At 65.2% G+C, this 25,798-nt stretch carries 19 protein-coding genes and 1 pseudogene; 8 read left to right on the top strand and 12 right to left on the bottom strand.

Going from position 1 to position 25,798, the window contains the following annotated elements; all coding sequences use genetic code 11:
• Window positions 1-58: 58 nt before the first annotated feature.
• From AB4Y43_RS30200 to AB4Y43_RS30190, 3 genes are all read right to left on the bottom strand, one after another.
• Window positions 59-1,303 (bottom strand): sarcosine oxidase subunit beta family protein, encoded by a 1,245-nt coding sequence (locus AB4Y43_RS30200; RefSeq protein WP_042260300.1) that lies wholly within the window; start codon window positions 1,301-1,303, stop codon window positions 59-61.
• 38 nt (window positions 1,304-1,341) lie between these two features.
• On the bottom strand, window positions 1,342-2,727 hold the full coding sequence (locus AB4Y43_RS30195; protein ID WP_368729473.1) for an L-serine ammonia-lyase: 1,386 nt from the start codon (window positions 2,725-2,727) through the stop codon (window positions 1,342-1,344).
• Window positions 2,728-2,930: 203 nt separating this feature from the next.
• Entirely contained in the window at window positions 2,931-4,073 is a 1,143-nt protein-coding gene (locus AB4Y43_RS30190) for a porin (RefSeq protein WP_368729472.1), read from the bottom strand.
• A 346-nt stretch (window positions 4,074-4,419) separates the two neighbouring features.
• Between AB4Y43_RS30190 and betI the strand changes: the two genes are divergently transcribed.
• The 3 genes from betI to betA are packed head-to-tail and all read left to right on the top strand — an operon-like array spanning window position 4,420 to window position 8,267.
• Window positions 4,420-5,034: a transcriptional regulator BetI gene (gene betI, locus AB4Y43_RS30185; RefSeq protein WP_342946227.1), complete on the top strand. Its 615-nt coding sequence runs from the start codon at window positions 4,420-4,422 to the stop codon at window positions 5,032-5,034.
• 18 nt (window positions 5,035-5,052) lie between these two features.
• On the top strand, window positions 5,053-6,522 hold the full coding sequence (betB, locus tag AB4Y43_RS30180) for a betaine-aldehyde dehydrogenase (protein ID WP_368729471.1): 1,470 nt from the start codon (window positions 5,053-5,055) through the stop codon (window positions 6,520-6,522).
• An 11-nt stretch (window positions 6,523-6,533) separates the two neighbouring features.
• Complete coding sequence (betA, locus tag AB4Y43_RS30175; RefSeq protein ID WP_368729470.1) at window positions 6,534-8,267, top strand: choline dehydrogenase; 1,734 nt, start codon at window positions 6,534-6,536, stop codon at window positions 8,265-8,267.
• A 184-nt stretch (window positions 8,268-8,451) separates the two neighbouring features.
• On the opposite strand, the pseudogene AB4Y43_RS30170 reads toward betA, so the two are convergent.
• The 3 genes and pseudogenes from AB4Y43_RS30170 to AB4Y43_RS30160 all read right to left on the bottom strand — a co-directional run.
• A pseudogene (locus AB4Y43_RS30170) lies at window positions 8,452-10,023 on the bottom strand (APC family permease); the annotation flags it as partial.
• Between the two features lie 174 nt (window positions 10,024-10,197).
• A complete protein-coding gene (locus AB4Y43_RS30165) occupies window positions 10,198-11,148 on the bottom strand; it encodes a choline ABC transporter substrate-binding protein (RefSeq protein WP_368603533.1) in 951 nt (316 codons plus the stop codon).
• Between the two features lie 217 nt (window positions 11,149-11,365).
• Window positions 11,366-12,274, bottom strand: coding sequence for a LysR family transcriptional regulator (locus AB4Y43_RS30160; RefSeq protein WP_368603534.1), 909 nt, complete (start codon window positions 12,272-12,274; stop codon window positions 11,366-11,368).
• 127 nt (window positions 12,275-12,401) lie between these two features.
• Here AB4Y43_RS30160 and metE point away from each other — a divergent pair, with 127 nt between their 5' ends.
• The gene (gene metE, locus AB4Y43_RS30155; protein WP_368729469.1) at window positions 12,402-14,696 is read left to right on the top strand and encodes a 5-methyltetrahydropteroyltriglutamate--homocysteine S-methyltransferase; all 2,295 of its coding nucleotides are present in this window, start codon (window positions 12,402-12,404) and stop codon (window positions 14,694-14,696) included.
• A gap of 86 nt (window positions 14,697-14,782) precedes the next feature.
• Here the strand turns inward: metE and AB4Y43_RS30150 are convergent, their stop codons facing one another.
• The gene (locus tag AB4Y43_RS30150) at window positions 14,783-16,111 is read right to left on the bottom strand and encodes an MFS transporter (protein ID WP_368729468.1); all 1,329 of its coding nucleotides are present in this window, start codon (window positions 16,109-16,111) and stop codon (window positions 14,783-14,785) included.
• 406 nt (window positions 16,112-16,517) lie between these two features.
• Here AB4Y43_RS30150 and AB4Y43_RS30145 point away from each other — a divergent pair, with 406 nt between their 5' ends.
• Window positions 16,518-17,087: a DUF4142 domain-containing protein gene (locus AB4Y43_RS30145; RefSeq protein WP_368729467.1), complete on the top strand. Its 570-nt coding sequence runs from the start codon at window positions 16,518-16,520 to the stop codon at window positions 17,085-17,087.
• Window positions 17,088-17,141: 54 nt separating this feature from the next.
• Here the strand turns inward: AB4Y43_RS30145 and AB4Y43_RS30140 are convergent, their stop codons facing one another.
• The gene (locus AB4Y43_RS30140; protein ID WP_069267073.1) at window positions 17,142-17,741 is read right to left on the bottom strand and encodes a TMEM175 family protein; all 600 of its coding nucleotides are present in this window, start codon (window positions 17,739-17,741) and stop codon (window positions 17,142-17,144) included.
• A gap of 174 nt (window positions 17,742-17,915) precedes the next feature.
• Between AB4Y43_RS30140 and AB4Y43_RS30135 the strand changes: the two genes are divergently transcribed.
• Together AB4Y43_RS30135 and AB4Y43_RS30130 are read left to right on the top strand one after the other, a co-directional pair.
• Window positions 17,916-18,620, top strand: coding sequence for a cytochrome b/b6 domain-containing protein (locus AB4Y43_RS30135; protein ID WP_368729466.1), 705 nt, complete (start codon window positions 17,916-17,918; stop codon window positions 18,618-18,620).
• Window positions 18,621-18,705: 85 nt separating this feature from the next.
• Window positions 18,706-18,957, top strand: a complete 252-nt coding sequence (locus AB4Y43_RS30130) for an H-NS family nucleoid-associated regulatory protein (protein ID WP_069267075.1) — start codon at window positions 18,706-18,708, stop codon at window positions 18,955-18,957.
• Window positions 18,958-19,060: 103 nt separating this feature from the next.
• Here the strand turns inward: AB4Y43_RS30130 and kdgD are convergent, their stop codons facing one another.
• The 4 genes from kdgD to AB4Y43_RS30110 all read right to left on the bottom strand — a co-directional run bounded on the left by kdgD (window position 19,061) and on the right by AB4Y43_RS30110 (window position 23,904).
• Window positions 19,061-19,978: a 5-dehydro-4-deoxyglucarate dehydratase gene (gene kdgD, locus AB4Y43_RS30125; protein WP_028206318.1), complete on the bottom strand. Its 918-nt coding sequence runs from the start codon at window positions 19,976-19,978 to the stop codon at window positions 19,061-19,063.
• Window positions 19,979-20,029: 51 nt separating this feature from the next.
• The gene (gene gudD, locus AB4Y43_RS30120) at window positions 20,030-21,379 is read right to left on the bottom strand and encodes a glucarate dehydratase (protein ID WP_368729465.1); all 1,350 of its coding nucleotides are present in this window, start codon (window positions 21,377-21,379) and stop codon (window positions 20,030-20,032) included.
• Between the two features lie 65 nt (window positions 21,380-21,444).
• Window positions 21,445-22,533, bottom strand: coding sequence for a lactonase family protein (locus AB4Y43_RS30115; RefSeq protein ID WP_368729464.1), 1,089 nt, complete (start codon window positions 22,531-22,533; stop codon window positions 21,445-21,447).
• Window positions 22,534-22,572: 39 nt separating this feature from the next.
• Window positions 22,573-23,904 carry an MFS transporter gene (locus tag AB4Y43_RS30110; protein WP_368603541.1) on the bottom strand — a complete coding sequence of 444 codons (1,332 nt, stop codon included), beginning with the start codon at window positions 23,902-23,904 and terminating at the stop codon, window positions 22,573-22,575.
• 281 nt (window positions 23,905-24,185) lie between these two features.
• Between AB4Y43_RS30110 and AB4Y43_RS30105 the strand changes: the two genes are divergently transcribed.
• Window positions 24,186-25,769 carry an aldehyde dehydrogenase (NADP(+)) gene (locus AB4Y43_RS30105; protein ID WP_342946239.1) on the top strand — a complete coding sequence of 528 codons (1,584 nt, stop codon included), beginning with the start codon at window positions 24,186-24,188 and terminating at the stop codon, window positions 25,767-25,769.
• Window positions 25,770-25,798 lie beyond the last annotated feature (29 nt).

Genomic DNA, 25,798 nt, shown 5'->3' with positions numbered 1-25,798 from the left:
CCTGTCGACCAGAGTTGGCGCTTCAGCGCCTTACTCTGGTCCCATGCAACGAAGTTGCCTAGTGCGCGACGGCGGCTGCGCCGTGTTCGTCGATCAGATGGCCGGTATAGAAACGGTCCAGCGAGAACGGCGCGTTGAGCGGATGCGGCTCGTCCTTCGCAATGGTGTGCGCGAACACCCAGCCCGAGCCCGGCGTCGCCTTGAAGCCGCCGGTGCCCCAGCCGCAGTTGAAATAGAGACCCTTCACGTCGGTCTTGCTGATGATCGGGCAGGCGTCCGGCGAAACGTCGACAATGCCGCCCCACTGCCGGTTCATGCGCACGCGCGAGAACACCGGGAACATTTCGACGATGGCCTGCAGCGTGCCTTCGATGATGTGGAAGCTGCCGCGCTGGCCGAAACCGGTGTACTGGTCCACGCCCGCGCCGATCACGAGATCGCCCTTGTCGGACTGGCTGATATAGGCGTGCACCGCGTTCGACATGATCACGGTGTTCACGACCGGCTTGATCGGCTCCGACACCAGCGCCTGCAGCGGGTGGCTTTCCAGCGGCAGGCGCACGCCGGCCATGTCCGCGAGCGTCGTGGTGTTGCCCGCCGCCACCACGGCGACCTTCTTCGCCTTGATGAAGCCCTTCGACGTATCCACGCCGGTCACGCGCGCGCCGTCGCGGCGAATGCCCGTCACCTGGCAGTTCTGGATGATGTCCACGCCGTGCTGGTCCGCGCCGCGCGCGAAGCCCCACGCCACGGCGTCGTGGCGCGCCACGCCCGCGCGGCGCTGGATCGAGGCGCCCAGCACGGGGTAGCGGCTGTTCAGGTTGATGGTCGGCTCGATTTCCTTGATCTGCTCCGGCGTAAGGAATTCCGCGTCCACGCCGTTCAGGCGGTTCGCATTCACGCGGCGCTCGGTATCGCGCACGTCCTGCAGCGTATGCGCGAGATTCATCACGCCGCGCTGGCTGAACATCACGTTGTAGTTGAGGTCTTGCGAGAGCCCTTCCCAGAGCTTCATCGCCTTTTCATAGAGCGCCGCCGACTCGTCCCACAGATAGTTCGAGCGCACGATGGTCGTGTTGCGCGCCGTGTTGCCGCCGCCGATCCAGCCCTTCTCCAGAATCGCGACGTTCTTCACGCCGTGCTCCTTTGCGAGGTAATAGGCCGTTGCGAGACCATGCCCGCCGCCGCCGACGATCACCACGTCGTACTCCTTCTTCGGCTCCGGGCTTCTCCACTGCCGCTCCCAGTTCTCGTGATACGACAACCCGTTGCGGAACAGACTGAATATCGAATAGCGGCTCATCTCGCAGACCCCTTATTGCGCGTTACCATTAGCTTCAGTTAGCACTCGATGACGTTCACGGCGAGACCACCGCGCGACGTCTCCTTGTATTTCGTCTTCATGTCGGCACCCGTTTCGCGCATCGTCTTGATGACGTTGTCGAGCGTGACGTAATGCTCGCCGTTGCCCTTGAGCGCCATGCGCGCGGCATTGATCGCCTTGATCGCGCCCATGGCGTTGCGCTCGATGCAGGGAATCTGCACGAGGCCGCCCACGGGGTCGCAGGTCATGCCGAGGTTGTGCTCCATGCCGATTTCGGCGGCGTTCTCCACCTGGCGCGGCGTGCCGCCCATGACGGCGGCGAGCGCCGCGGCGGCCATCGAGCACGCCACGCCCACTTCGCCCTGGCAGCCCACTTCGGCGCCCGAGATCGACGCCGTTTCCTTGTAGATGATGCCGATGGCCGCGGCCGTGAGCAGGAAGTTGGCGATGCCGTCTTCGTTTGCGCCCGCCACGAACTTCACGTAGTAGTGCAGCACCGCGGGAATCACGCCCGCCGCGCCGTTCGTGGGCGCCGTGACGACGCGGCCGCCCGCCGCGTTCTCTTCGTTCACAGCCATGGCGTAGAGATTGACCCAGTCGAGCATCGACAGCGGATCGCGCAGCGACTCCTCGGAGCGCGAACGCAGATGCACCGAGAGATCGGCGGCGCGGCGCTTCACCTGCATCGGGCCGGGCAGCTCGCCATGCATCTTGCAGCCGCGCTCCACGCAGGCGGCCATCGCGCGCCAGATCACGAGCAGCCCTTCGCGCACGTCCTCCGGCGAACGTGCCGCGCATTCGTTCGCAAAGGTGACGTCGGCGATCGACCGACCGCTCTCGTTGCACACGCGCAGCAGGTCGTCGCCGGTGCGGAACGGATACGGCACCTCGCGTCCGCTGCGCACGCCGTTCACGCGGTCGCCGTCGCGGTTCACGACGAAGCCGCCGCCCACCGAGTAGTACTCCTTTTCGACGAGCAGCTGCCCGTTTTCGTCGAAGGCCTGAAAACGCATGCCGTTCGGATGCAGTGTGTTCGCGCCGCCCATCGTCTTGCGAAAGAAGCCAACGCACTCCTTTTCGTCGAAGCGGATGGTCTGCTTGCCGAGCAGCACGAGCGTCTTCTCGCGGCGCATGGCGGCGAGGCGCGGCTCGATCTGGTCAGGGTCGATCGAGTCGGGCAAGTTGCCTTCGAGGCCGAGCAGCACCGCCTTGTCGGTGCCGTGGCCTTTGCCCGTCGCGCCGAGCGAGCCGTACAGCTCGACCTTGACGCGACGCACAAAGGCGAGCAGATTGGCGTCCTCGACATGGGACGCGAAGCGGCACGCGGCAACCATCGGGCCGACCGTATGCGAGCTGGACGGACCGATCCCGATCTTGAACAGGTCGAAAACGCTGACGTTCATCTGACTTCCCTTCGCGCTGAGCGCATGGATGAGCTTGAGTGCAAGTAGACCAAAGAGGCCGTGGCAGCCGATAGAACAAAAACGCCATCGCCGTTGGACGGCCTCGCCAGCCGGGGCTGCGGGCGACTCCGGCGGACGATTCGCGAGGGTTTTACCGCGGGTTTTCCCGATGTTTTGCGGTGGAAAAGCACCCGCATGTCCGCTCAGAACTGATGACGCAAGCCAATGCGCACATCGGCCTGGGTGGTGGTGGAAGACGGCGTGAAGCTATAGCCGATCATCGCGTCCACACCCTGCGAGGCCTTGAGCCAGTCGCCTGAGATGTACACGTCCGTGCGCTTCGAAAGCAGGTAATGCATCCCCGCCGAAAGCTGGTTCCAGTGGTGGCCGTCGAAGTGGGAGTACTGGTAGCCGCCCGCCACGCTGAACGCGGGCGTCACCTGCCAGTTCGCGCCGCCCTCGCCCACCTGCATGTGCTCGCTCTCGCCGAACGCCTTGATCTGCGTGTACGTGAAAGCGCCCATGAGCGTGACGTCGCCGATGGCGTAGCTCGCGCCCGCGCCGAAGGTGGCCTGCTTGTCCACGGGGAACGGCGTCTCCGAATAGAGCGAACTCACCGCGCCCGTGGCCGGATCGACGCTGACGGTCGGCCTGCCGAAGAACGTGCGCACGCCAATCATGTTGTACGGGTCGAACGCGTAGATGCCCGATGGATTGTTCAACTGCGTGTACGCGGTGCCCATCGCGAACGGGCCGTTCTGGTACTGCGCGCCCACGCTCCAGGCGCTGCCGGTGTGAAAGTCGCCTGGCGTGTTACTGAACGAGTACATGCCGCCGAACTGGAATCCGCCGAACGTGTTCGACATGAACTTCACGGCGTTCGGCAGATGGTCGCCGTTCATGCGGTCGAAGTCGCCCTGGTTGATTGCGTAGCCGCTCGCCCATGCCGTGACGTTGTAGAGGTAGACGAACTCCTGCGTCATATCGGCCTGATTGCCGAACGTGAGCGCGCCCCAATCGTTCTGGAGTCCGACATAAGCGAGGCGACCGAAAAGCGAGCCGCCGTTGGCGATCTGTCCGTTGCCGAGGTGAAAGCCGCTCTCCAGCTGGAACACGGCCTTCAACCCGCCGCCGAGATCCTCGGTGCCCTTGAGGCCCCAGCGGTTCGCCTGCGCAATGCCATCGTCGAATTTCACTTGATGCGAGCCGCCCGCATTGCTCACGTAGGTCACGCCCGCGTCGATGATCCCGTACAGGGTGACGCTGCTTTGGGCATGGCTTTCTGTCGAGACGGCGCTCAATGCCACCGCGATGCCGCTCAGTGCCACCGCATTCAGTTTTCTCATGGTGTCGGGTCTCTCTGGTCTGGCGATACAGGTTGTCGGGCCGCGCCGGCAACGCATGGCGCCTTGCGCGGTGGATCAAAACGTACAAGTCCAAATCTCGCCCGACTTGCGCAGACACGACACGCGCTGGCGCTAACGCGACACGCGAGCGGCATAAAAACCCCTCTAAAACAGGCGCAATCCGTTATCTGGCGGGCCTCGCGAGGGGTTCCGGCGACGCGATCATCGGTAATCCGACGCGGACTTTGTAAAATCCGCCGATCCCGCCATTTCTACGTTTTTATTGATTGAACATTCAATAAAAAATACCTAGAGTGGAAACCTCCCCGAATCGCCCGGAATCACCATGCCCAAGATCGGAATGCGCGACGTGCGCCGCGCGCAACTCATCGACGCCACCTTGCAATCGATCGACCAGTCGGGTCTCTCCGGCACCACGCTCGCCACCGTGGCGCAGCACGCGAAGATTTCGACTGGCATCGTCAGTCACTATTTCGGCGGCAAGGACGGCCTGCTCGAAGCCACCATGCGCCACGTGCTACATGACCTCTGGGAGGCCACGGTGCGGCGTCGCCTCGCCGCGAAAGACGAACCGCGTGCGCGTTTGCGCGCCATCGTCGCGGCTAATTTCGACGTATCGCAGGTGAACGCACCCGTCATGAAGACCTGGCTCGCGTTCTGGGCCGAGAGCATGCATCAGCCCGCGCTGCGCCGGCTGCAGCGCGTCAACACGCGACGGCTCCATTCGAACCTCTGCGCGGAGTTCGAAAAGGTGTTGCCAGGGGCCGCGGCCCGGCGCGCCGCAAGCGGACTCGCTGCGTTGATCGACGGCCTCTGGCTGCGCGGCGCGCTCACGGGCGAACCGTTCGACACGAAGGCCGCGCTGCGCGTGGCCAACGACTACATCGACCTGCTGCTCGAAGCGCGCGCCAAGCCGCGCTCGGGCAAGTCGACCAGATAACCCGGCCCGGAGCCAACGATGTCCCTCTTTCCCCTGCAACGCCTCTTCATCGACGGCACCTATACCGACGCCACCAGCGGCGAAACGTTCGACACCTACGATCCCGCCACCTGCGCCAGGCTCGCCACGGTCCAGCACGCGAGCGCCGCCGATATCGACCGCGCCGTGCAGTCGGCCCGTAACGGCCAACGCGTCTGGGCCGCCATGGCGGCCATGCAGCGCTCGCGCGTGATGCGGCGCGCGGTCGAGTTGCTGCGTGAGCGCAACGACGAACTCGCGGCGCTCGAAACCAGCGACACGGGCAAGCCGATCGCCGAAACGCGCAGCGTGGACATCGTCACCGGCGCCGACGTGATCGAGTACTACGCGGGCCTCTCGCCCGCGCTCGAAGGCCAGCAAATCCCGCTACGCGAAAGCGCGTTCGTCTACACGCGGCGCGAGCCGCTGGGGGTCACGGCGGGCATCGGTGCATGGAACTATCCGCTGCAGATCGCCTGCTGGAAATCGGCGCCCGCGCTCGCCGCCGGCAACGCGATGATCTTCAAGCCGAGCGAGATCACGCCGCTTTCGGCCTCGAAGCTCGCCGAGATCTATATCGAGGCGGGCGTGCCGCCCGGCGTGTTCAACGTGGTCCACGGCGACGGCCGTGTGGGCGCCATGCTGAGCGTGCATCCCGGCGTCGAGAAGATTTCGTTTACGGGCGGCGTCGAAACGGGCAAGAAGGTCATGGCGGCCGCGGGCGGCTCCACGCTCAAGGAAGTCACGATGGAACTGGGCGGCAAGTCGCCGCTCATCGTCTTCGAAGACGCCGACCTCGAGCGCGCCGCCGATATCGCCGTGACCGCCAACTTCTTCAGCGCGGGCCAGGTATGCACCAACGCCACGCGCGTGTTCGTCCATCAATCGGTCATTGCCGCGTTCGAGGCTCTCGTGCTCGAGCGCGTGAAGCGCATCCGCGTGGGCAACCCCGCCGATCCCGCCACCAACTTCGGGCCGCTCGCCAGCGCCGCGCAGCTCGACAAGGTGCTCGGCTATATCGAGAGCGGCAAGCGCGAAGGCGCGCGGCTGCTCGCGGGCGGCGCGCGCCTCACGCAGGGCGACTTCGCGCGCGGCCAGTACGTGCAGCCCACCGTGTTCTCCGGTTGCCGCGACGACATGCGCATCGTGCAGGAGGAAATCTTCGGGCCGGTGATGAGCATTCTTGCCTTCGCCAACGAAGTCGAAGTGATCGCACGCGCCAACGAATCGCTTTACGGCCTGGCCGCCGGTGTCGTGACCGAAAGCCTCTCTCGCGCGCACCGCGTGATTCATCGGCTCGAAGCCGGCATCTGCTGGATCAATACCTGGGGCGAGTCGCCCGCCGAAATGCCCGTGGGCGGCTACAAGCAGTCGGGCGTGGGCCGCGAAAACGGCATCACCACGCTCGAGCACTACACGCGCCTCAAATCCGTCCAGGTGGAACTGGGACCGTATCAGCCCGTTTTCTGAGGGAGTTCTGCATGGCAGCGCAAGAGTACGACTACATCATCATCGGCGCGGGATCGGCGGGCAACGTCCTTGCCGCGCGCCTCACCGAGGACCGCGACGCGACGGTGCTGCTGCTCGAAGCGGGCGGCCCCGACTACCGCTTCGATTTCCGCACGCAGATGCCCGCGGCGCTCGCCTACCCGTTGCAAGGCCGCCGCTACAACTGGGCCTACGAGACCGATCCCGAGCCGCACATGAACAACCGGCGCATGGAATGCGGACGCGGCAAGGGGCTGGGCGGGTCGTCGCTCATCAACGGCATGTGCTATATCCGCGGCAATGCGCTCGACTACGACGGCTGGGCCGAGCGCAAAGGGCTCGAGAACTGGAGCTATCTGGACTGCCTGCCCTATTTCCGCAAGGCCGAAACGCGCGACGTCGGCGCGAACGACTATCACGGCGGCGAAGGTCCCGTGCACGTGACGACGAGCAAGCCGGGCGTGAACCCGCTCTTCGAGGCGATGATCGAGGCGGGCGTGCAGGCGGGCTATGCGCGCACCGACGACCTCAACGGCTACCGCCAGGAAGGCTTCGGGCCGATGGACCGCACCGTGACCGCCAAAGGCCGGCGCGCGAGCACCGCGCGCGGCTATCTGGATCAGGCAAAGCATCGGCCCAACATCGACATCGTCACGCACGCGGTGACGGACCGCATTCTGTTCAGCGGCAAGCGGGCATGTGGCGTCGTCTTTCTCGACGGGCCCGCGCGTGTGACCCGCTACGCGCGCCGCGAAGTGCTGCTGTGTGCGGGTGCGATCGCCTCGCCGCAGATCCTGCAGCGCTCGGGCGTCGGTCCCGGTGCATGGCTGCGGGAACTCGACATTCCCATTGTGCTCGATCTGCCGGGCGTCGGGCAGAATCTTCAGGACCACCTGGAAATGTACATGCAGTACGAGTGCAAGGAGCCCGTCTCGCTCTACCCTGCGCTCCTCATGCGCAATCAACCGGCGATTGGCCTTGAATGGATGCTGCGCGGCACCGGCATTGGCGCGAGCAATCATTTCGAGGCGGGTGGCTTCATTCGCACGCGCGACGACGATCCGTGGCCGAACCTTCAGTATCACTTCCTGCCCGTCGCGATCAACTACAACGGCAGCAATGCGATCAAGATGCACGGCTTCCAGGCGCATGTGGGCTCGATGCGCTCGCCGAGCCGCGGGCGCGTGAAGCTGCGCTCGCGCGATCCGCGCCAGCATCCGTCGATCCTCTTCAACTACATGGCCGAAGCGCTCGACTGGCGCGAGTTCCGCGACGCAATTCGCATCACGCGCGAAATCATTGCGCAGCCCGCGCTCGACCGGTTTCGCGGACGCGAGTTGAACCCCGGCGCGGCGCTCAAGACCGACGCCGAGATCGATGCTTTCGTGCGCGACCGCGCGGAAACCGCGTATCACCCGTCGTGTTCGTGTGCGATGGGCTACGACGACATGGCGGTGGTGGACGGCGAAGGCCGCGTGCATGGACTCGACGGCCTGCGTGTCGTGGACGCGTCGATCATGCCGCGCATCACCACCGGCAACCTCAATGCGCCGACCATCATGATCGCGGAGAAGATCGCGGATCGCATACGCGGGCGCGAAGCGCTTGCGCGTTCGCATGCGCCGTATTTTGTGGCGAATGGGACGCCGGCACGGGGCCCGGATTTTTCCGCGGCGGACGGCACGTCGCGCGGGGGGAAAGTACGCGCACATAGCGTGACGCTTTAAGCAACGCTAATGGGCCAGAGTCGGCGCGCAAGGAGTTGCGCAGCGACTCTGGTTTTTTTTCGGGTTCATCGAACATTCAACGCGCGATCAGTCCTGTAAAAGGCACAGCAACAGGAAGAGCCAAAAAAAACGCGGCACCACGCGAGCACCCCGCCCGCACGATGCCGCCAACACTGAAGTCAACTCAGACCGACGCGGCCAGCCAATGCGAAACGGCAATCGTCAGCGCCGCCGCAACGAGCGCGCCATAAGGCGCAAGACTCAACCACCGGCTGCGCACCGGCACGCTCACTTCCATATCGAGCGCACTGCCCGCCGGAAACCGCCCGCGATCTTGCCAGTAATGCCGGAAAGCAAACACCGGCACGATCAGCAGCATGGCAATGAGGCCATCGCGCAGCGTCCCCTCGCCTTGCAGATTGGCGCCCGCGCCCACGAACACGAGATTCGCATAGCCGCACAGCGCACCGAGCGCGAGCAGCCACGTCGGGCAACGAAACGGCCGCGCCCAGGCGCTACGGTCCATGCGATGAATCCAGCCGGACTGAAGGTTCAGGAACACGAACAACATGTAGCAGACGTTCGAGATCGACAGCACCGTCATATAGTCCGACATCGCGAGCAGGATGAGATTGAAACCGAGATCGGTCCACATCGCCGCCGTCGGCGCGCCGTGCTCGTTCACGCGCGAGAGGTAGCGCGGCAGCCAGCCGTCCACCGAAGCCTGATAGAGCGTGCGCGACGAACCCATCATCGACGTCATCACGATCAGCAAGATGGAAAGCATCAGCATCACCACCACGGCGTTGCCCACCCAGGCGCCGCCGCCCACCATCGCGGCCATCGCGGTGCCCACACCGGTGCCGTCGCCGATGCGCGGATCGAGCATCATCGCCGTACCCAGCGAGCCCTGAAACGCGAGCGGAACGAGCGTCATCACGACGAGGCAAAGCGCGCCCGACCAGAAGATCGCCCGCGCCGTATCGCGCCGCGGGTCGCGAAACTCGCGCGTGTAGCACACCGCCGTTTCGAAGCCGTACGATGCCCATCCCGCCATGAACATCGCGCCCAGCGCCATGACCACGCCCTGCCCGTTCCACGTGCCGAACACCGCCGCGGTGAGATTGCCGTGCGCGTCGTGGCCGAGCGGCAGCAGCGGAAACAGATGCTTGGCGGGAACATCGCCCGTGACGAAGGGCACGAGCCCGACGATCAACAACGGCGTGAGCGATGCGATGCCGAGAATCTTCTGCGTTTTCGCGGCCTTCGAAGCGCCGCTGTGCTGAAGCCGGAACGTGATGAGCAGGAACGCCGCGGCGATCAGGAACGTCGCGTTGATGCGCAGCGTGAGACCCGGCTTGATGAAGTCCAGGTTGGCGAGCGTCCAGTGCCACTGCAGGATGGCCGCTTCGGGCGCGAACAGCGTGGCGAGCGCGTAATTCGCGGCGAGTCCGCAGCCCAGCGCCAGCATGGGCGACCACGCGAGCCAGTTGCACCACACGGAAACCGGCGCGATCATCTTGCTGTAACGGACCCAGCCGATTGCTCCGTACACCGAAGCACCGCCCGACTTGTGCGGAAAGAGCCCTGAAATCTCGGCGTAAGTGGCGCTTTGCACGAGGCCCATCGTGATCGATGCGATCCAGATGGCCCAGGCCGGCTGGCCGATGGTCGCGCAAACGCCGCCAATCGTGAACAGCACGCCCGCGGGCACGCCGCTCGTCACCCAGAACGCATCTTTCCATGTGAGGCCGCGCTGCAGCGCATGGCCATGACCGCCTCGTGCGGCGCTCTCCTCTGCGCCATGCGTACCGATTCCTGCTTGCTCCATCTGCCTCCTCCTCTTTTGAACGCTAATCAACCAAAATTGCCGCGCAAATAGGGATGTACCGCAGGGTTGTCCGCCGCTTTCGCCGCGGACAACGGCACGTCAGTGCACGCCCAGCGAGGCGCGCACGGCAGGCAGGCCCGGCTTGCCGTCGAGCGTGGTCACGCCGGCGAGCCAGTTGTCGAGCACCTGCGGGTTGCTGCGCAACCAGTCGGCGGCGGCCTTGTTGGGGTCCTCCTTGTTGGCGATCGGCACCATCAAATGGTTCTCGATGGCGGTCGTGAACTGCAGGTTGGAGACGAACTTCGCCACGTTCGGGCAGCGCGCGGCATAGTCGGGCGGTTCCGCGGTCAGCACGCGCGCCGCGCCGTAGTCAGGCCCGAACACCGCGTCGCCGCCCGAGAGATAGTCGATCTTCATCTGCACGTTCATGGGATGCGGCTCCCAGCCGAGGAACACGATCCATTGCTTCTCGCGCACGGCGCGGTTCACCTGCACGAGCATCCCCGCCTCGCTCGATTCGACGAGCTTGAATTTGCCGAGGCCGTACTGGTTCGCGCCGATCATCTTCTGGATCAGCGCATTGCCGTCGTTGCCGGGTTCGATGCCGTAGATGCGGCCTTGCAGTTTGTCCGCGTACTTCGCGATGTCCTGAAACGATTTGAGGCCGCCCTGGTAGACGTAATCGGGAACGGCAAGCGTGTATTTCGCGCCCGTGAGATTGGGCGTCGAGAGCACCTTGATCGAACCCGACTTCGTGAACGGCTCGATGATGGGGTCCATGGTCGGCGACCAGTAGCCGAGGAACACGTCGATCTGCTTGCTCTTGAGCCCTGCGAACGTGATCGGCACCGAGGCGATCGTCTTGGTCGGCGCATAGCCGAGCGCGCCGAGGATCGTCGACGCCACGCCCGTGGTCGCCGCGATATCGGTCCAGCCCACGTCGGCGAAGCGAACGTCCTTGCATGCGGCGGGATCGGCCGCGTAGGCGCTGGTGCAGAGAATGGCGGCGCACGCGAGCGCGCCTGTCTTAAGCAGGGGGAATCGGCACATCGTCATCTCCTCAGGAATCGAACTGCGTCGCAGGGTCATGAAGGCTCATGACACATGGTTGTCCGGCAAAAAGCCGACTAACGTAGCAATTGCGACGAGCAATTGCGCAGAAGCGACAAGCGATTCCAGCGAGTACCGATGAACAGCGACTTTAAGTTAATTGAACGATCAATATACGAACTTGTACGACGTTCCTTTCAATTTCAAAACGTGACCATCAGCCTCGCACACGGGGCTGTTGCCAGACCGGGTCGCGTGCGAATTCGACGAACGATTTCAGGTAGTCGACCACGGCGTCGCCTTCGCGCGTGCCGAGAAAGATCTGCTTCGCGATGCCCTGCTTGCCGAGCTTCACGATCGCGAGCGGCATACGGTCTGCGTATTCCTCCGCGAGCCAGCGCGGCAACGCGGCCACGCCGCGATGGCTCGCGACCATCTGCAGCATGATGTCGGTCGTTTCGATCGTCTTGTGACGGCGTGGCGTGATGTTCGCGGGCCGCAAAAACTGGTTGTAGATATCGAGCCGGTCGGTATCCACGGGGTACGTGATGAGCGTTTCGTCGACGAGTTGCTCGGGCTTCACGTAGCGCACGTTCGCGAGCCGATGGTCTTCCGCGACCACCAGCACCTGCTCGTAGTCGAACACCGGATCGAAACGCAGTCCGGGCCGGTTGAGCGGATCGGGCGTGACCAGCACGTCGATGTCGTAGCCGATCAACGCACCGATGCCGCCAAACTGAAAACGCTGCTTCACGTCCACGTCGACGTCGGGCCAGCGCGCCAGATACGGCGAGACCACCTTGAGCAGCCACTGATAGCACGGGGCGCATTCCATGCCGATACGCAACGTGCCCCGCTCGCCCGCGGCGTACTGCTTCATGCGCTCTTCCGCGAGTTCGAACTGGGGCAGAAGCCGCTCGGCTAGCGAGAGCAGATATTGCCCGGCCTGCGTCAGCCGCAGGCTGCGCCCCTCGCGGTCCCAGATTTGCGTGCCGAGTTGCTGCTCGATCTTCTTGACCGTATGGCTCAGCGCCGACTGCGTGAGGAAAAGCGATTCCGCCGCTGCGGTCAGTGAGCCCTGGCGGGCGACTTCGCGGACGATGACAAGGTGAACGCGTTCGAGCATCAGGCGACCAGATGAAAAAAACTAATGGATGGATGAAATAATGCCATTTTTCTTCATCATCGGATACGTCTATCATCGCTGCCACTCTGGATCGTTTTCAGCACTTTCATTTCGGACGGCACCGCACATGGTCACCACGCACAATCTCGGCTTTCCGCGCATCGGCGCGAAACGCGAACTCAAATCCGGTCTGGAACGCTACTGGAAAGGCGAATCCTCGCGCGACGAACTGAAGGCGCTCGGCGCGCAACTGCGCAAGCGCCACTGGGAAAACCAGAAGGGTCTAGACTTCGTGCCGGCCGGTGACTTCGCGTTCTACGACCAGGTGCTCGACATGAGCTTCACGCTCGGCAACCTGCCCGAGCGCGTGCAGGGCTTCCACGGCGACAAGCTCGACAACTACTTCCGCGTGGCGCGTGGCCGCTCGGCGGCGGGCGCCGAGGACCATGCCGCGTGCTGCGGCGGCGTCGCGGCCGGCGAAATGACGAAGTGGTTCGACACGAACTATCACTACATCGTCCCCGAATTCACGGCCGACACGCAGTTCAACCTCGACACTTCGCGTCTTTCCGAGCAACTGCGCGAAGCCCGCGAACTGGGCGTGAAGGCCAAGCCCGTGATCGTCGGGCCGCTCACTTACCTGTGGCTCGGCAAGGCCAAGGACGACTCGGACAAGCTGGCGCTGCTGCCGCGCCTTATGCCGGTCTATCGCGCACTGCTCGACTACTTCCGCGTGATGGACGTCGAATGGGTGCAGATCGACGAGCCGATTCTCGCGACCGAACTCGATCCGGCCTGGCGCGCCGCGTTTGCGACGGCGTATGAAGGCTTCGAGCTGCGTAGCGTCAAGCTGCTGCTGGCCACCTACTTCGGCCAGCTGCAGGACAATCTCGACCTCGCGTGCTCGCTGCCCGTCGACGGTCTGCATATCGACGCGATCAACGCCCGCGAAGAAGTCGCGCTGGCCGCGCAAAAGCTGCCTGCACAGAGCGTGCTCTCGGTGGGCGCGATCAACGGCCGCAACATCTGGAAGACGGATCTGAACGCCACGCTCGAATGGCTCGAGCCGCTCGCAAAGCAACTGGGCGAGCGCCTCTGGATCGCGCCGTCGTGCTCGCTGCTGCACGTGCCGGTGGACCTCGCGAGCGAAGAGAAGCTCGACGTCGAAATCCGTTCGTGGCTCGCGTTTGCGCTGCAAAAGCTCGACGAAGTGAAGGTGCTCGCCACGGCGCTGAATGCCGGCCGCAGCAAGGTCGCAGCCGAACTCGCGGCAAACGCCGCCGCCGTTCAGGCACGCCGCGAGTCGCCGCGCGTGAACAACCCCGCCGTGAAGGCCGCGATCGCCCGCATCGATGCACAGCTCGGCAATCGTCAGCACGCCTATGCCGAGCGCGCCGCGAAGCAGGCCGCACGCCTGAAGCTGCCCGCCTTCCCGACCACCACGATCGGCTCGTTCCCGCAAACGGCGGAAATCCGCCAGGCGCGCAGCCAGTTCAAGAGCGGCGCGCTCGACGACGCGGGCTACCAGGCCGCCATGCGCGCCGAAATCGAGCGCAGCGTGCGAGAGCAGGAGCAACTGGGTCTCGATGTGCTCGTGCACGGCGAAGCCGAGCGCAACGACATGGTCGAATATTTCGGCGAGCAGCTCGACGGCTACGCGTTCAGCCAGTTCGGCTGGGTGCAGTCGTACGGCTCGCGCTGCGTGAAACCGCCTGTTCTGTTCGGCGACATCAGCCGCCCGAAGGCGATGACGGTGGAGTGGATCACCTACGCGCAGTCGCTCACGAACAAGCCCATGAAGGGCATGCTCACGGGCCCGGTGACGATCCTCAACTGGTCCTTCGTGCGTGACGACCAGCCGCGTTCGGTCTCGTGCTACCAGCTCGCGCTCGCCATTCGCGAAGAAGTGCTCGACCTGGAGAAGGCCGGCGTGGGCGTGATCCAGATCGACGAGGCCGCGCTGCGCGAAGGTCTGCCGCTACGCCGCGCGCAGTGGGGCGAGTATCTGCGCTGGGCCGTGGAATCGTTCCGCATCACGGCGAACGGCGTGGAAGACGAAACGCAGATCCACACGCACATGTGCTATTCGGAGTTCAACGACATCATTGCGTCGATCGCCGATATGGACGCGGACGTCATCACGATCGAGACCTCGCGCTCGGACATGGAGTTGCTCGACGCGTTCGACGACTTCAGGTATCCGAACGAAATCGGGCCGGGCGTGTACGACATTCACTCTCCGAACATCCCGACCGAAGCGCACATCGTGCAACTGATGCAGAAGGCCGCCGGGCGCATTCCGGCAGAACGCCTGTGGGTCAACCCGGACTGCGGTCTGAAGACACGACAGTGGGCCGAGGTCATTCCGGCGCTGACCAACATGGTCGCTGCCGCCAAGGCGCTGCGCAGCCAGGTGCAATAAGGCGCTGAAGCGCCCCGAGCCATGGCGGGGATTCGGCTCGATGCGCGCGCCAGGGAAAGCGTTCGCAGGCGTTCATGTTCGTCTCCTCAAGCCGCGTCCGCCGGCTGGCCCACCGTGCTGCGCGCCATGAACCAGTAGAACAGCGCCGCGCAGCCCGCAATCGCGCCGCCCATGATGAACGCCAGCGAATACGATCCGGTGCGGTCGACGATAAAGCCCGCCACGACCGGCGAGAACGCCCCGCCGAAATAGCCGCCGAAATTCTGGATCGAACTCACGGAAGCGACCATCGACGACGGGGCGATGTCGGCCGCGAGCGCCCACGCGTTGCCAATGGTGGCGGCGATGAACGCCAGCCCCAACGTCATCAGCGCGACGCTCGCGCCTATCGTGCTCGCCAATGGCAGCGCCGCCGCGCACACGCCCGCACCGATTGCACCCACCACGATCAGCATGCGCTTGGCGACCATGGGCGAAGCTATGCGGCGATCCACGAGTTTCTTCGCGATCCAGCCCGCGACGATCTCGCCCGCCGCGCCGCCGAACCACGGAATGCTCGCGTAGATACCCAGTTGTGCGAACGAAATATGAAAGCGATCGAGCAGATAGAGCGGCAGGAACACGAGGAAGATATTCCACAGCCAGATCGCGCAGAAGTAGCCGAAGATCATGCCCCACACGCTGCGCGAGGCGAACAGCGCGCGCCAGCGAATGGGCGCCGTGGTGAGCGAGCGCTCGTGGCCGCCGCCGCCCGCTTCGATATAGGCGAATTCCTCGCGCGTGAGCCGCTTGCTTTGCGCGGGGTTGCGATAGAGAAACAGGAACAGCACGGCGAAGACGATGCCGATGGCGCCCGTCACGTGAAACAGCGAGCGCCATCCGAAGGCAATCATCAACGCTACCAGCACGGCGGGCGCGAGCGCGGGGCCCCACTTCGACGACGAATCCCAGATGCCGGTGGCGAAGCCGCGCTCCTTGGCGGGAAACCACGCGGCCGTGATCTTGGCGGAGGTCGGCCAGCACGGCGCCTCGCCCACGGCGAGCAGCACGCGCATGACGATGAGGCCCGAGATCGACCCAACGACGCCGGTGAGCCACGTCGCCACGCTCCACCAGATCATGCCCACTGCATAGGCACGCTTCGCACCGAAGCGGTCGATGATCCAGCCCGCCGGCAACTGCATCACGGCGTAGGTCCACGCGAACACCGTGCCCAGCAAGCCGATTTGCGTGCGCGTGAGGCCCAGGTCGTGAATCATGCCGGGCGCGGCGATCGCGAGATTCGCGCGATCGAGGTAGTTGATGATGCCGCCGAACAGCAGCCAGATCAGCACGCGCCAGCGAAAATTCGCGGCGGTGGTGGCTGCGGCAGTCGATTGTGTGGTGGATGCGGTTGCAACCAGCTCGTCGTCCATCCTGTCTCCTCCTCGTTGGCCTACGTTTTTTTGCGTGCGCTTTTGCGCACGCTCGTGAGACTCAAACCGCGTTCGTGCCCAGATCGTGGGACTTTTCGCTGTAGCAGCAACGACGCGCGCGAGGGACATTGTGCGCCGGTTGGCGCGAACGGAAAACGCCGTATTGGCATAAACGCATGACGTCGATGTGACTACGCGGTTCGTTATCTCTGTCGCATGCTCTCTTACCAACCGTTACACAAGCGAAGCAATCGTTTCACCTGAACGGCGAACGACTTCATAGAATTCCCCAGACCGTTGAGCAGCAAGGCGCCTCGCCACAACGGTCCCGCGCAGAGCCGCACGAAAAGCCGCATGACACAGCCCTGCGCGGCAATCGATACCAACTACGCAGAAAGGAGTTCACATGACTCGCCTCTCGCTTGCCTCGCTCATCGCGGCTTCGGCCGCCAGCCTTTGCGCCGTGACGCTGAGCGCCCATGCGCAGACCCCCGCGCCCACCGCGGCTTCTGCCTCGACTTCGGCCGCACCCGGCAAGCTGCACGAAGCCGACAAAGCCTTCATCGCGGACGGCACGCAAACCGTCGCCACGCAGCGCGATGCCGCACGCATTGCCGATTCGCGCTCGACCGATCGCGAAGTGAAGGCTTTCGCGGAAAAACTGGTGGCCGACTATACGAAGCTGTCCGACTCGATGCGCGCGGCGAGCCCGCGCGGCGTGGACGTGCCGCGCAACTACCCGGATGCGGCCGTGATCAGCAGCATCAATAACCTGCGCGGCGCGGACTTCGACAAGACGTATATCGAGCAGGTCGCGCTGGCTGGCCAGCAGAAGACGCTCTCGGCATTCCAGGCGGAGATCGCCTCGGGCCGCGACGCGGGCCTGAAGAAGGCTGCCACGGAAGGTCTGCCCGTGATCCAGGCCGACTATGCCAAGGCTCAGGAACTCGCCAAGCGCAAGCACCTGGCAGGCTGATGACGATGTGATGTTCGAAGGGGCCGGCCGCGCGCGCGCCGGCCCCACTGCTGTTTACTCTTCCTTCTTTTCGCCGGCAGCGAGGGCGAGCCGTTCCATACGCCGGTCGGGCACGAGCCAGAGCAGCGCCACGATGAAGTAGAAGATCGCGCCAATGCGCGGATAGTCGAACGCCGCGAGCGCAAACCCCGCCAGATACAGCGCCGGCGAAATCTTGCCCTTCACGTCATTGCCCAGCGCAACGGCAAGCGGGCTCTGCATGCCGTGGTAGCGCACCAGCGTGAATTGCAGCACGACGTAAGCCAGCGCGCAGAGCAGCAGGTTGACGCCGTAGAGCGCGGTCGGCCAGCGCCCGAACTCGTTCTCGCCCATCCAGCCCGTGGTGAACGGCAGCAGCGACAGCCAGAACAGCAGATGCAGGTTGGCCCAGAGCACCGAGCCGTTCACGCGGCGCGCCACCTGCAGCATGTGGTGATGGTTGTTCCAGTAGATCCCCACGTAGATGAAGCTCAACACGTAGCTCAGATAAACCGGCCACAGCGGCGCGAGCGCAGCGAGATCATTGCCGTGCGGCACCTTGAGTTCCAGCACCATGATCGTGATGATGATGGCGAGCACGCCATCGCTGAAGGCTTCGAGTCGGTTCTTTTCCATCTGCGGAATCAAATTGCAAGAGATGTAAGGCGAGCGGCAAGTATCGCCGAAGTCGCCGCACGACGCCACGTAGGCGCTGAGGGATCGCAGGTGCGTATATTGCGCCGTACATGGCGCGCGCGTTCCTGGCCTATGATGGCCTCGAGCGCCACGCCCGGCCGCTCGCCTCGAATCATGAACTCCACGACCTCCGTAACCCGCCACCGTCCCGAGCACCCTGAGCGGTCCGAGCGCCGCGTGCCCGTTTGGGACCTGCCCACGCGCCTCTTCCACTGGCTGACCGTCGTGCTCGTGGCGGCCGCTTACATCACGCAGCGCATGAACTGGATGCAGATGCACGTGCGCCTCGGCGAGACGCTGCTCGCGCTCGTGCTGTTTCGCATCCTGTGGGGGTGCTTCGGCAGCGAGACCGCGCGCTTCTCGCGCTTCGTCGCCTCGCCGCGCAAGGCGATCGAGCATCTGCGCCATCTGTTGCGGCGCGAGCCCGACGTCCAGGTCGGTCACAACGCGGCCGGCGGCTGGATGGTTCTGCTGCTGCTCGCGCTGCTGCTGGTCGAAACGCTCACCGGTCTCTACGACAACAACGACATCGCCGACGAAGGCCCGCTCAGCGAAATCGTGCCCGCGAAAATCGCCAATGCGATAGCCGGCCTGCACGCGTGGGGCTGGGACCTGCTCGCGGCCGCGGTCGTGCTGCACGTGTGCGCGATTGCCGTCTATGCCCTCGTGAAAGGCCACAATCTGGTCGGCCCGATGGTGAGCGGGAAAAAGCGCCTGCCCGCCTCGGTGCGCGCGCCAGCGCGCGGGTCGCTGTGGCTCGCGGCGTTGCTGATGGGGCTGTCGGGCGTCGTGGTGGCGCTGCTCGCCGAGTATCTTTGATGCCGGAAATTGCGGTGTAAAGCCCACGCGAAGCCCGCACAACGCGTAAAATCAGCGGCTCGTTTTCACTCGACAAGAATCATCGATGGCTACCTACCTCGAATTGCTCGCCCAGAAGCGCGAACTCGACGAGCGCATCGAAGCCGCGCGCGCCGAAGCGGCGCACGAGGCGCTGGCCAATGTGCGCGAGGCAATCGCCGAATTCGGCTTCACGCCCGACGAGGTGTTCGGCAAGCCGCGCCGCGAAAAGACCGCGCGCCGCACGCGCAAGGCCGAAGGCACCGAAGGCAAAAAGCGCGAGCGCGCCAATCTGGACCTGTTCGGCGACAACGCCTGACCGGCGCCACGCCCTCAACGAGCAAACAGGGCAGCAAGGCCCCTGTCGCAAGCAGCCATGCCGCGCGCCGGCTGGCGCGAGCATGGCGTGAACACCGAACGCGTTACTGCGCGCCGAGCTTCTTGATCAGCACGTCGAGCTGCGCCACTTCCTCTTGCGTGAGATCGGTGAGCGGCGCGCGCACCGGGCCCGCATCGCGGCCCACGAGCTTCGCGCCCGCCTTCACGATGCTCACCGCGTAGCCCGCGCGGCGATTGCGAATGGCGAGGTACGGCAGGAAGAATTCGTCGATGAGCTTGCCCACCGTCGCGTGATCGTCGGCGGCAATCGCGCGGTAGAACTGCATGGCCGTCTTCGGAATGAAGTTGAACACCGCCGACGAATACACGGGCACGCCCAGCGCCTTGTACGCCGCCGCGTAGACTTCGGCCGTGGGCAGGCCGCCCAGGTACGAGAAGCGGTCGCCCAGACGGCGGCGAATCGTCACCATCGCCTCGATCTCGCCCACGCCGTCCTTGAAGCCGATGAGGTTCTCGCAGCGGTCGGCGAGCTGCTCGAGCATGTCGGCGTTGAGCTTCGAATTGGCGCGGTTGTAGACGATCACGCCCATCTTCGGCACGGCCTTGCAGACCTGCTCCACGTGCGCGGCAATGCCTTCCTGCGACGCTTCCGTGAGGTAGTGCGGCATCAGCAGAATGCCCTGCGCGCCGTTGCGCTCGGCTTCCTGCGCGTATTCGATGGCCACGCGCGTGGCGCCGCCCGCGCCCGCGAGAATCGGCACCTTGCCCTTGCAGGTTTCGGTGGCCGTCTTGATGACCTGCGAGTATTCGCTCTTCGTGAGCGAGAAGAATTCGCCCGTGCCGCCCGCTGCGAACAGCGCGCTCGCGCCGTACGGGGCCAGCCATTCGAGGCGCTCGGCGTAGGTGCTCGCGCGGAAGTTGCCCTGCGCGTCGAAGTCGGTCACGGGGAACGAAAGCAGGCCTTCGGAGACGATTTGCTTGAGTTCTTGCGGCGTGGTCATGGTCTTGATCCTGTTGCGAAGTCAGTAAAGGTGTTCAGTCGAAGACGGCGTTCAGCGCACGAGGCACGGACGCTTGTTGTCGAATTTCCAGTTGGGAATGAGGTATTGCATGGCGATCGCGTCCTCGCGCGCGCCGAGGCCGCGCTCCTGGTAGAGCGCGTGGGCCTTTTCGAGCTCGTCCATGTCGATCTCGATGCCAAGGCCGGGCTTTTGCGGCACCTGCACCTTGCCGCCCACGATCTGCAGCGGCTCGCGCGTGAGGCGCTGGCCGTCCTGCCAGATCCAGTGCGTGTCGATCGCCGTGATCTTGCCGGGCGCCGCGGCGGCTGCATGCGTGAACATCGCGAGCGAAATGTCGAAGTGGTTGTTCGAGTGCGAGCCCCACGTGAGGCCCCAGTCGTTGCACATCTGCGCTACGCGCACGGAGCCCTGCATGGTCCAGAAGTGCGGGTCGGCGAGCGGGATATCCACCGATTGCAGCTGAATCGCGTGGCCCATCTGGCGCCAGTCGGTCGCGATCATGTTGGTGGCCGTGGGCAGGCCGGTGGCGCGGCGGAATTCCGCCATCACTTCGCGGCCCGAGTAGCCGTTCTCCGCGCCGCACGGGTCTTCCGCGTAGGCGAGCACATCGTGTTTGTCGCGGCACAGGCGGATGGCTTCTGCGAGCGACCACGCGCCGTTCGGGTCGAGCGTCACGCGCGCTTCGGGGAAGCGCTCGGCCAGCGCCGTGACCGCTTCCATTTCCGCGTCGCCCGCCAGCACGCCGCCCTTGAGCTTGAAATCGTTGAAGCCGTAGCGCGCTTGCGCGGCTTCGGCCAGACGCACGACGGCTTCCGGCGTCATCGCCTCTTCGGTGCGCAGGCGCTCCCAGTCGTCGCGGCCATCGGCGCCGCTCGCGTAGGCCAGATCGGTCTTGTTGCGATCGCCAATGAAGAACAGGTAGCCGAGCATTTCCACTTCGCTGCGCTGCTGCCCCTCGCCAAGCAGCGCGGCAACGGGCACGTTCAGATGCTGGCCGAGCAGGTCGAGCAGCGCGGCTTCGAGCGCCGTGACCGCGTGAATCGTGGTGCGCAGGTCGAAGGTCTGCAGGCCGCGGCCGCCCGAGTCGCGATCGGCGAACTGCTTGCGCACGGTGTTGAGCACCGACTGCATATTGCCGATGGACTGGCCGACCACGAACGCGCGCGCGTCTTCGAGCGTCTTGCGGATCGCCTCGCCGCCCGGCACTTCGCCGATGCCGGTGTTGCCCGCGCTGTCGCGCAGCAGCACGACGTTGCGCGTGAAGAACGGACCGTGCGCGCCGGAGAGGTTCAGGAGCATGCTGTCGCGGCCCGCCACGGGCACGACGCGCAACTCAGTCACAACGGGCGTGGCGTTCGGTTGAACGGTTTGTGTAGACATGAACGGATTACCTGTAAAAGTGCGGCGCGCTGCGCCCTGACTATCGAAACCCTGGATTGAAGCGGTCAAGCGTGGGCGGCGACGATCTCCACCCAGTTCGCGCCGTTGCCGCCCTCGCCGCGCGAGGCGGCTGCGAGCGCGCCGCTCGCCGCATCGATCGCGTAGACCGACACGTGTTGCGATTTTTCTCCGCACGCCACGAGAAACCGGCCCGTCGGGTCGATGCGAAAACCGCGAGGCTGTGTTTCCGTTGCGGTCGCGCCGACGTATTCGAGCGCGCCGTCTTGAGCCACGCGCAGCGCGAGAATCTGGCTCGTCGTGCGCTCGGACACGTAGACGAAGCGCCCATCGGGCGAGACGTGGATATCGGCGGCCCAGACGAGCTTCGCGAGCACGGCGGGGTCGGGCTGCACGGGGTCCGTGGGGCTCGGGCGCGCAAAGCCGTCGTTCAGATGCGCGAGCACCGGCGCGCGCGGCGAAACGTGCAGCGCCGCGAGCTTGCCCGTGGCGGCGTCGCGCGCGAAAGCCGCCACTGTCGCGCGGAATTCGCTCAGCACGTACAGCACGTCGCCGTTGGGCGAAAAGCGCAGATGCCGCGGACCGAAGCCCGTACCGAGATCGACCGCACCGATTTCGACGAGGCGCCCCGCGTCTTCCAGCGCGAAAGCAAACACGCGGTCGCTGCCGAGCGACGACGCATAGGCGAAGCGCCCGTCGGCGGAAACGATCACGGCGTGCGCGTGCTCGATATCGTCGATCACCTGCAGCGGTGCGCCATTGCCGCTCTCGAGCTCGTTCGCGCCATACAGGCTCACGCGATGCTCGCCGTACGAAGCGCCCAGCAGGAAACGCCCCTGCGGCTCGGCACACAGATACGCGAGGCTCGATTCGATCGGCGTCTGCACGCGCGGCGCGAGACTGCCGTTTTGCGCGTCGATGGCGTAGTCGTTGATGCGCTTGTCCGCGCCGCGCGTGGCCGCGTAAAGGCGGCGGCGATCGGGCGAGAGCGCCATCGGCATCACGTTGTCCTGCGCGGCCACGCGGGCCTGCGGCGCGAGCGCGCCATTGCGCGCATCGAGATGAAACACGCGAATGTCGCCGTCTTTCGAATTCGCGACGTAGACGAAGAAGCGTTCGGGGTTCGGCTGGTTCATGGTGTGGGTTTCCTTCTCGATTGAGGAGTGCGCGCGGGCTCAGTGCGCGCCGCTGCGAACCGAATCGTCGGCAAAGGCGCGGCGCGACGGCTTGTTGCGGGCGAGGAACGCGGCGGCGGCCGCAATCAGCGAGGTCACGCCGAGGCCGTAGAGGCCGCCCGTAATCGAGCCCGTATGCTGTTGAAGATAGCCGAAGGTGGCCGGCGCGAAGAACCCGCCCAGGTTGCCGAGCGAATTGATGAGCGCGATCACGCCGGCGGCCACGCGGGTGTCGAGATAGCCTTGCGGCATCGGCCAGAACAGCGACGAAGCCGCCTTGAAGCCGATGGCCGAGAAGCAGATCGCCACGAACGAGAACACCGGGTCTGACGAGGTCGAAGCGAACAGGCCACAGGCCGCGATCACCAGTGCGACGGCGAGCCACGCCTGCTGAAAGCGGTACCTGGCCGAGAGCAGCGCGAAGCAGTACATCGCGACGATCGCGATCATCCACGGAATGGCGTTGTAGAGACCTACCTGGAAATCGCTGAGATCACCCATCTTGCGGATGATCGTGGGCAGCCAGAACGTGGCCGCGTAGATCGTGAGCTGGATCGCGAAGTAGAGGAGGCAGAACAGCACGATCTGCGGGTCCTTCAGGAGACGCAGGACCGGCACGTGCGCGCCCGTGGCGGCTTCGCGCTCGGCCTGCTCGCGAACCATGTACGTTTCGAGCGCGCCCTGTTCGTCGTTCGTGAGCCAGTGGGCATCGCGAATGCGCGACTTCAGGAACACCCAGCTCACGCCGCACAGCACGATGGAAAAGCCGCCTTCGATCAGGAACATCCACTGCCAGCCCGCGAGACCGAGGCCGCGCACCGACAGCAGCGCGCCCGTGATCGGACCCGAGAGCACCGAGGCGAACGCCGACCCCGCGAGAAACACGGCCGCCGCCTTGCCGCGTTCTTTCTGCGGCAGCCACTGCGCAAAGTAATAGATCACGCCGGGAAAGAAACCCGCTTCGGCAACGCCTAGCAGAAAGCGCAGCACGTAGAACGAGGTGTCGTTGTGCACGAACGCCATGGCGGCGGCCACGACGCCCCACGTACCCATGATGCGCGTAAGCCATGCGCGTGCGCCATACTTTTGCATGAGGATGTTGGACGGCACCTCGAAGATCGCGTAGCCCACGAAGAATAGCCCCGCGCCGAACCCATACGCCGCCGCCGAAAGACCGATATCGGCTTTCATGTGCGCGCCGGCGAAACCGACGTTCACACGGTCGATATAGTTCGCGATGAACATGATGAGGAAGAGCGGGAGCACGTGCCTCAGGACCTTGGCGCTGGCTGACTCCAGCAGGTCCTCGTAACGGTTGGCGGGGGCGGACATCGGGGTTGTCTCCTTTTGGCGCGGGCGGCGCGCGGATTGGATCGCGGTTTGAATGCTTTGTGGTACGTTGTCTGACGACATTCTAGGCTTGCCCGCCGACGGAGCCAATGTCGTGTTTACCCTGCCATGGAACGGGAATCATAACCGACAACGCTTGAAGTTGCGCGCCTGTAGCGCCTCCCGATTGCCAAAGGCGCCCGCCTCGGGTGTGCGGCGGCGACGATCTGGCGTATGATAGTTGTACGATGACTTAACTCACTGCAACGAGACTCGGAGACATCATGCAAATCACTGGCGACATGCTCATTGGAGGCCGCGCCGTGCGCGGCTCGGAAAAGCCGCTCGCGGCTTTCAATCCCGCCACGGGCGAAGCGATCCCCGCGCCGGCCTTCGGCAGCGGCACGGCCGCCGACGTCGACGCCGCCTGCCAGCTCGCCGCAGAGGCGTTCGACGCGTACCGCACGCTGCCCCTCGCCGTGCGCGCGGCGTTCCTCGAACGTATCGCCGACGGCATCGCCGCGCTCGGCGACGCGCTCACCGAACGCGCCCACGCGGAAACCGGCCTGCCCAAGGCGCGCCTCGAAGGCGAGCGCGGCCGCACCGTCGGCCAACTCAAGCTGTTCGCCCAGGAAGTGCGCCAGGGCCTGTGGCTCACGCCCACGCTCGACGCCGCCCTGCCCGAGCGCAAGCCGCTGCCGCGCGCCGACCTGCGTCTGCAGAAAATCGCGCTCGGCCCGGTCGCCGTATTCGGCGCGAGCAACTTCCCGCTCGCGTTCTCGGTGGCGGGCGGCGACACGGCCGCGGCGCTGGCGGCGGGCTGCCCGGTCATCGTCAAGGCGCACGGCGCGCACCTCGGCACTTCGGAGATGGTGGGCCGCGTGATCCAGCAGGCCGTCCAGGAGATGGGGCTGCCCGAGGGCGTGTTCTCGCTCATCGTCGGCGCGGGGCGCACCGTGGGCGAGGCGCTCGTCGCGCATCCGGCCATCAAGGCCGTGGGCTTCACCGGCTCGCGCGCGGGCGGCACGGCGCTCATGCGCATCGCCGCGAACCGGCCCGAGCCCATTCCCGTCTACGCGGAAATGAGCAGCATCAATCCCGTGTTCCTGCTGCCCGAGGCACTCGCGGCGCGGGGCGCGGCCATCGCGCAGGGCTTCGTCGATTCGCTCGTGCTCGGCGCGGGTCAGTTCTGCACGAATCCGGGCCTGGCGATCGGCATCGAGGGACCGGCGCTCGACCAGTTCGCGCAGGCCGCGGCGCAGGCGCTGGGCATCAAGCCCGCGCAGACCATGCTCACGGCGGGCATCCATGCGGCGTATGAAGAAGGCGCGCGGCGCCTCGCCGAAACCCAGGGCGTGAGCGCCCTCGCGCAAGGCCAGAGCGCGAGCGGCCCGAACCAGGCGTTCGCCGCCCTCTTCGTGACCGACGCGCAAACCTTCCTTGCGCAACCCGCCCTCGAAGACGAAGTGTTCGGGCCGGCCTCGACGCTCGTGCGCTGCAAGGACGAAGCCGAACTGCTCGCCGTGGCCGAACACTTCGCGGGCCAGCTCACCGCGACGATCCAGATGGACCGCACCGACGTGCCCGCCGCGATGCGTCTCGTGCCGATCCTCGAACGCAAGGCCGGCCGCCTGCTCGTGAACGGCTTCCCGACCGGCGTGGAAGTCACGCATGCGATGGTGCATGGCGGCCCGTTCCCGGCAACGTCCGACAGCCGCGCGACCTCGGTGGGCACGAGCGCGATGGAGCGTTTCCTGCGGCCCGTGTGCTATCAGGACTTCCCGGCCGAGTTGCTGCCGCAGGCGCTGATGGACGCCAATCCGCTCGACCTCTGGCGGCGCAAGAATGGCGAGATGGTGCGAGGCTGACTTAGCTCGGTATCACCTACGCGCATCGC

Source organism: Paraburkholderia sp. BR10872, assembly GCF_040965835.1.
Lineage (GTDB): Bacteria > Pseudomonadota > Gammaproteobacteria > Burkholderiales > Burkholderiaceae > Paraburkholderia > Paraburkholderia nodosa_A.
Note: the sequence above shows the minus strand (reverse complement) of the source record. Positions and strands in the feature narration are given on the sequence as shown.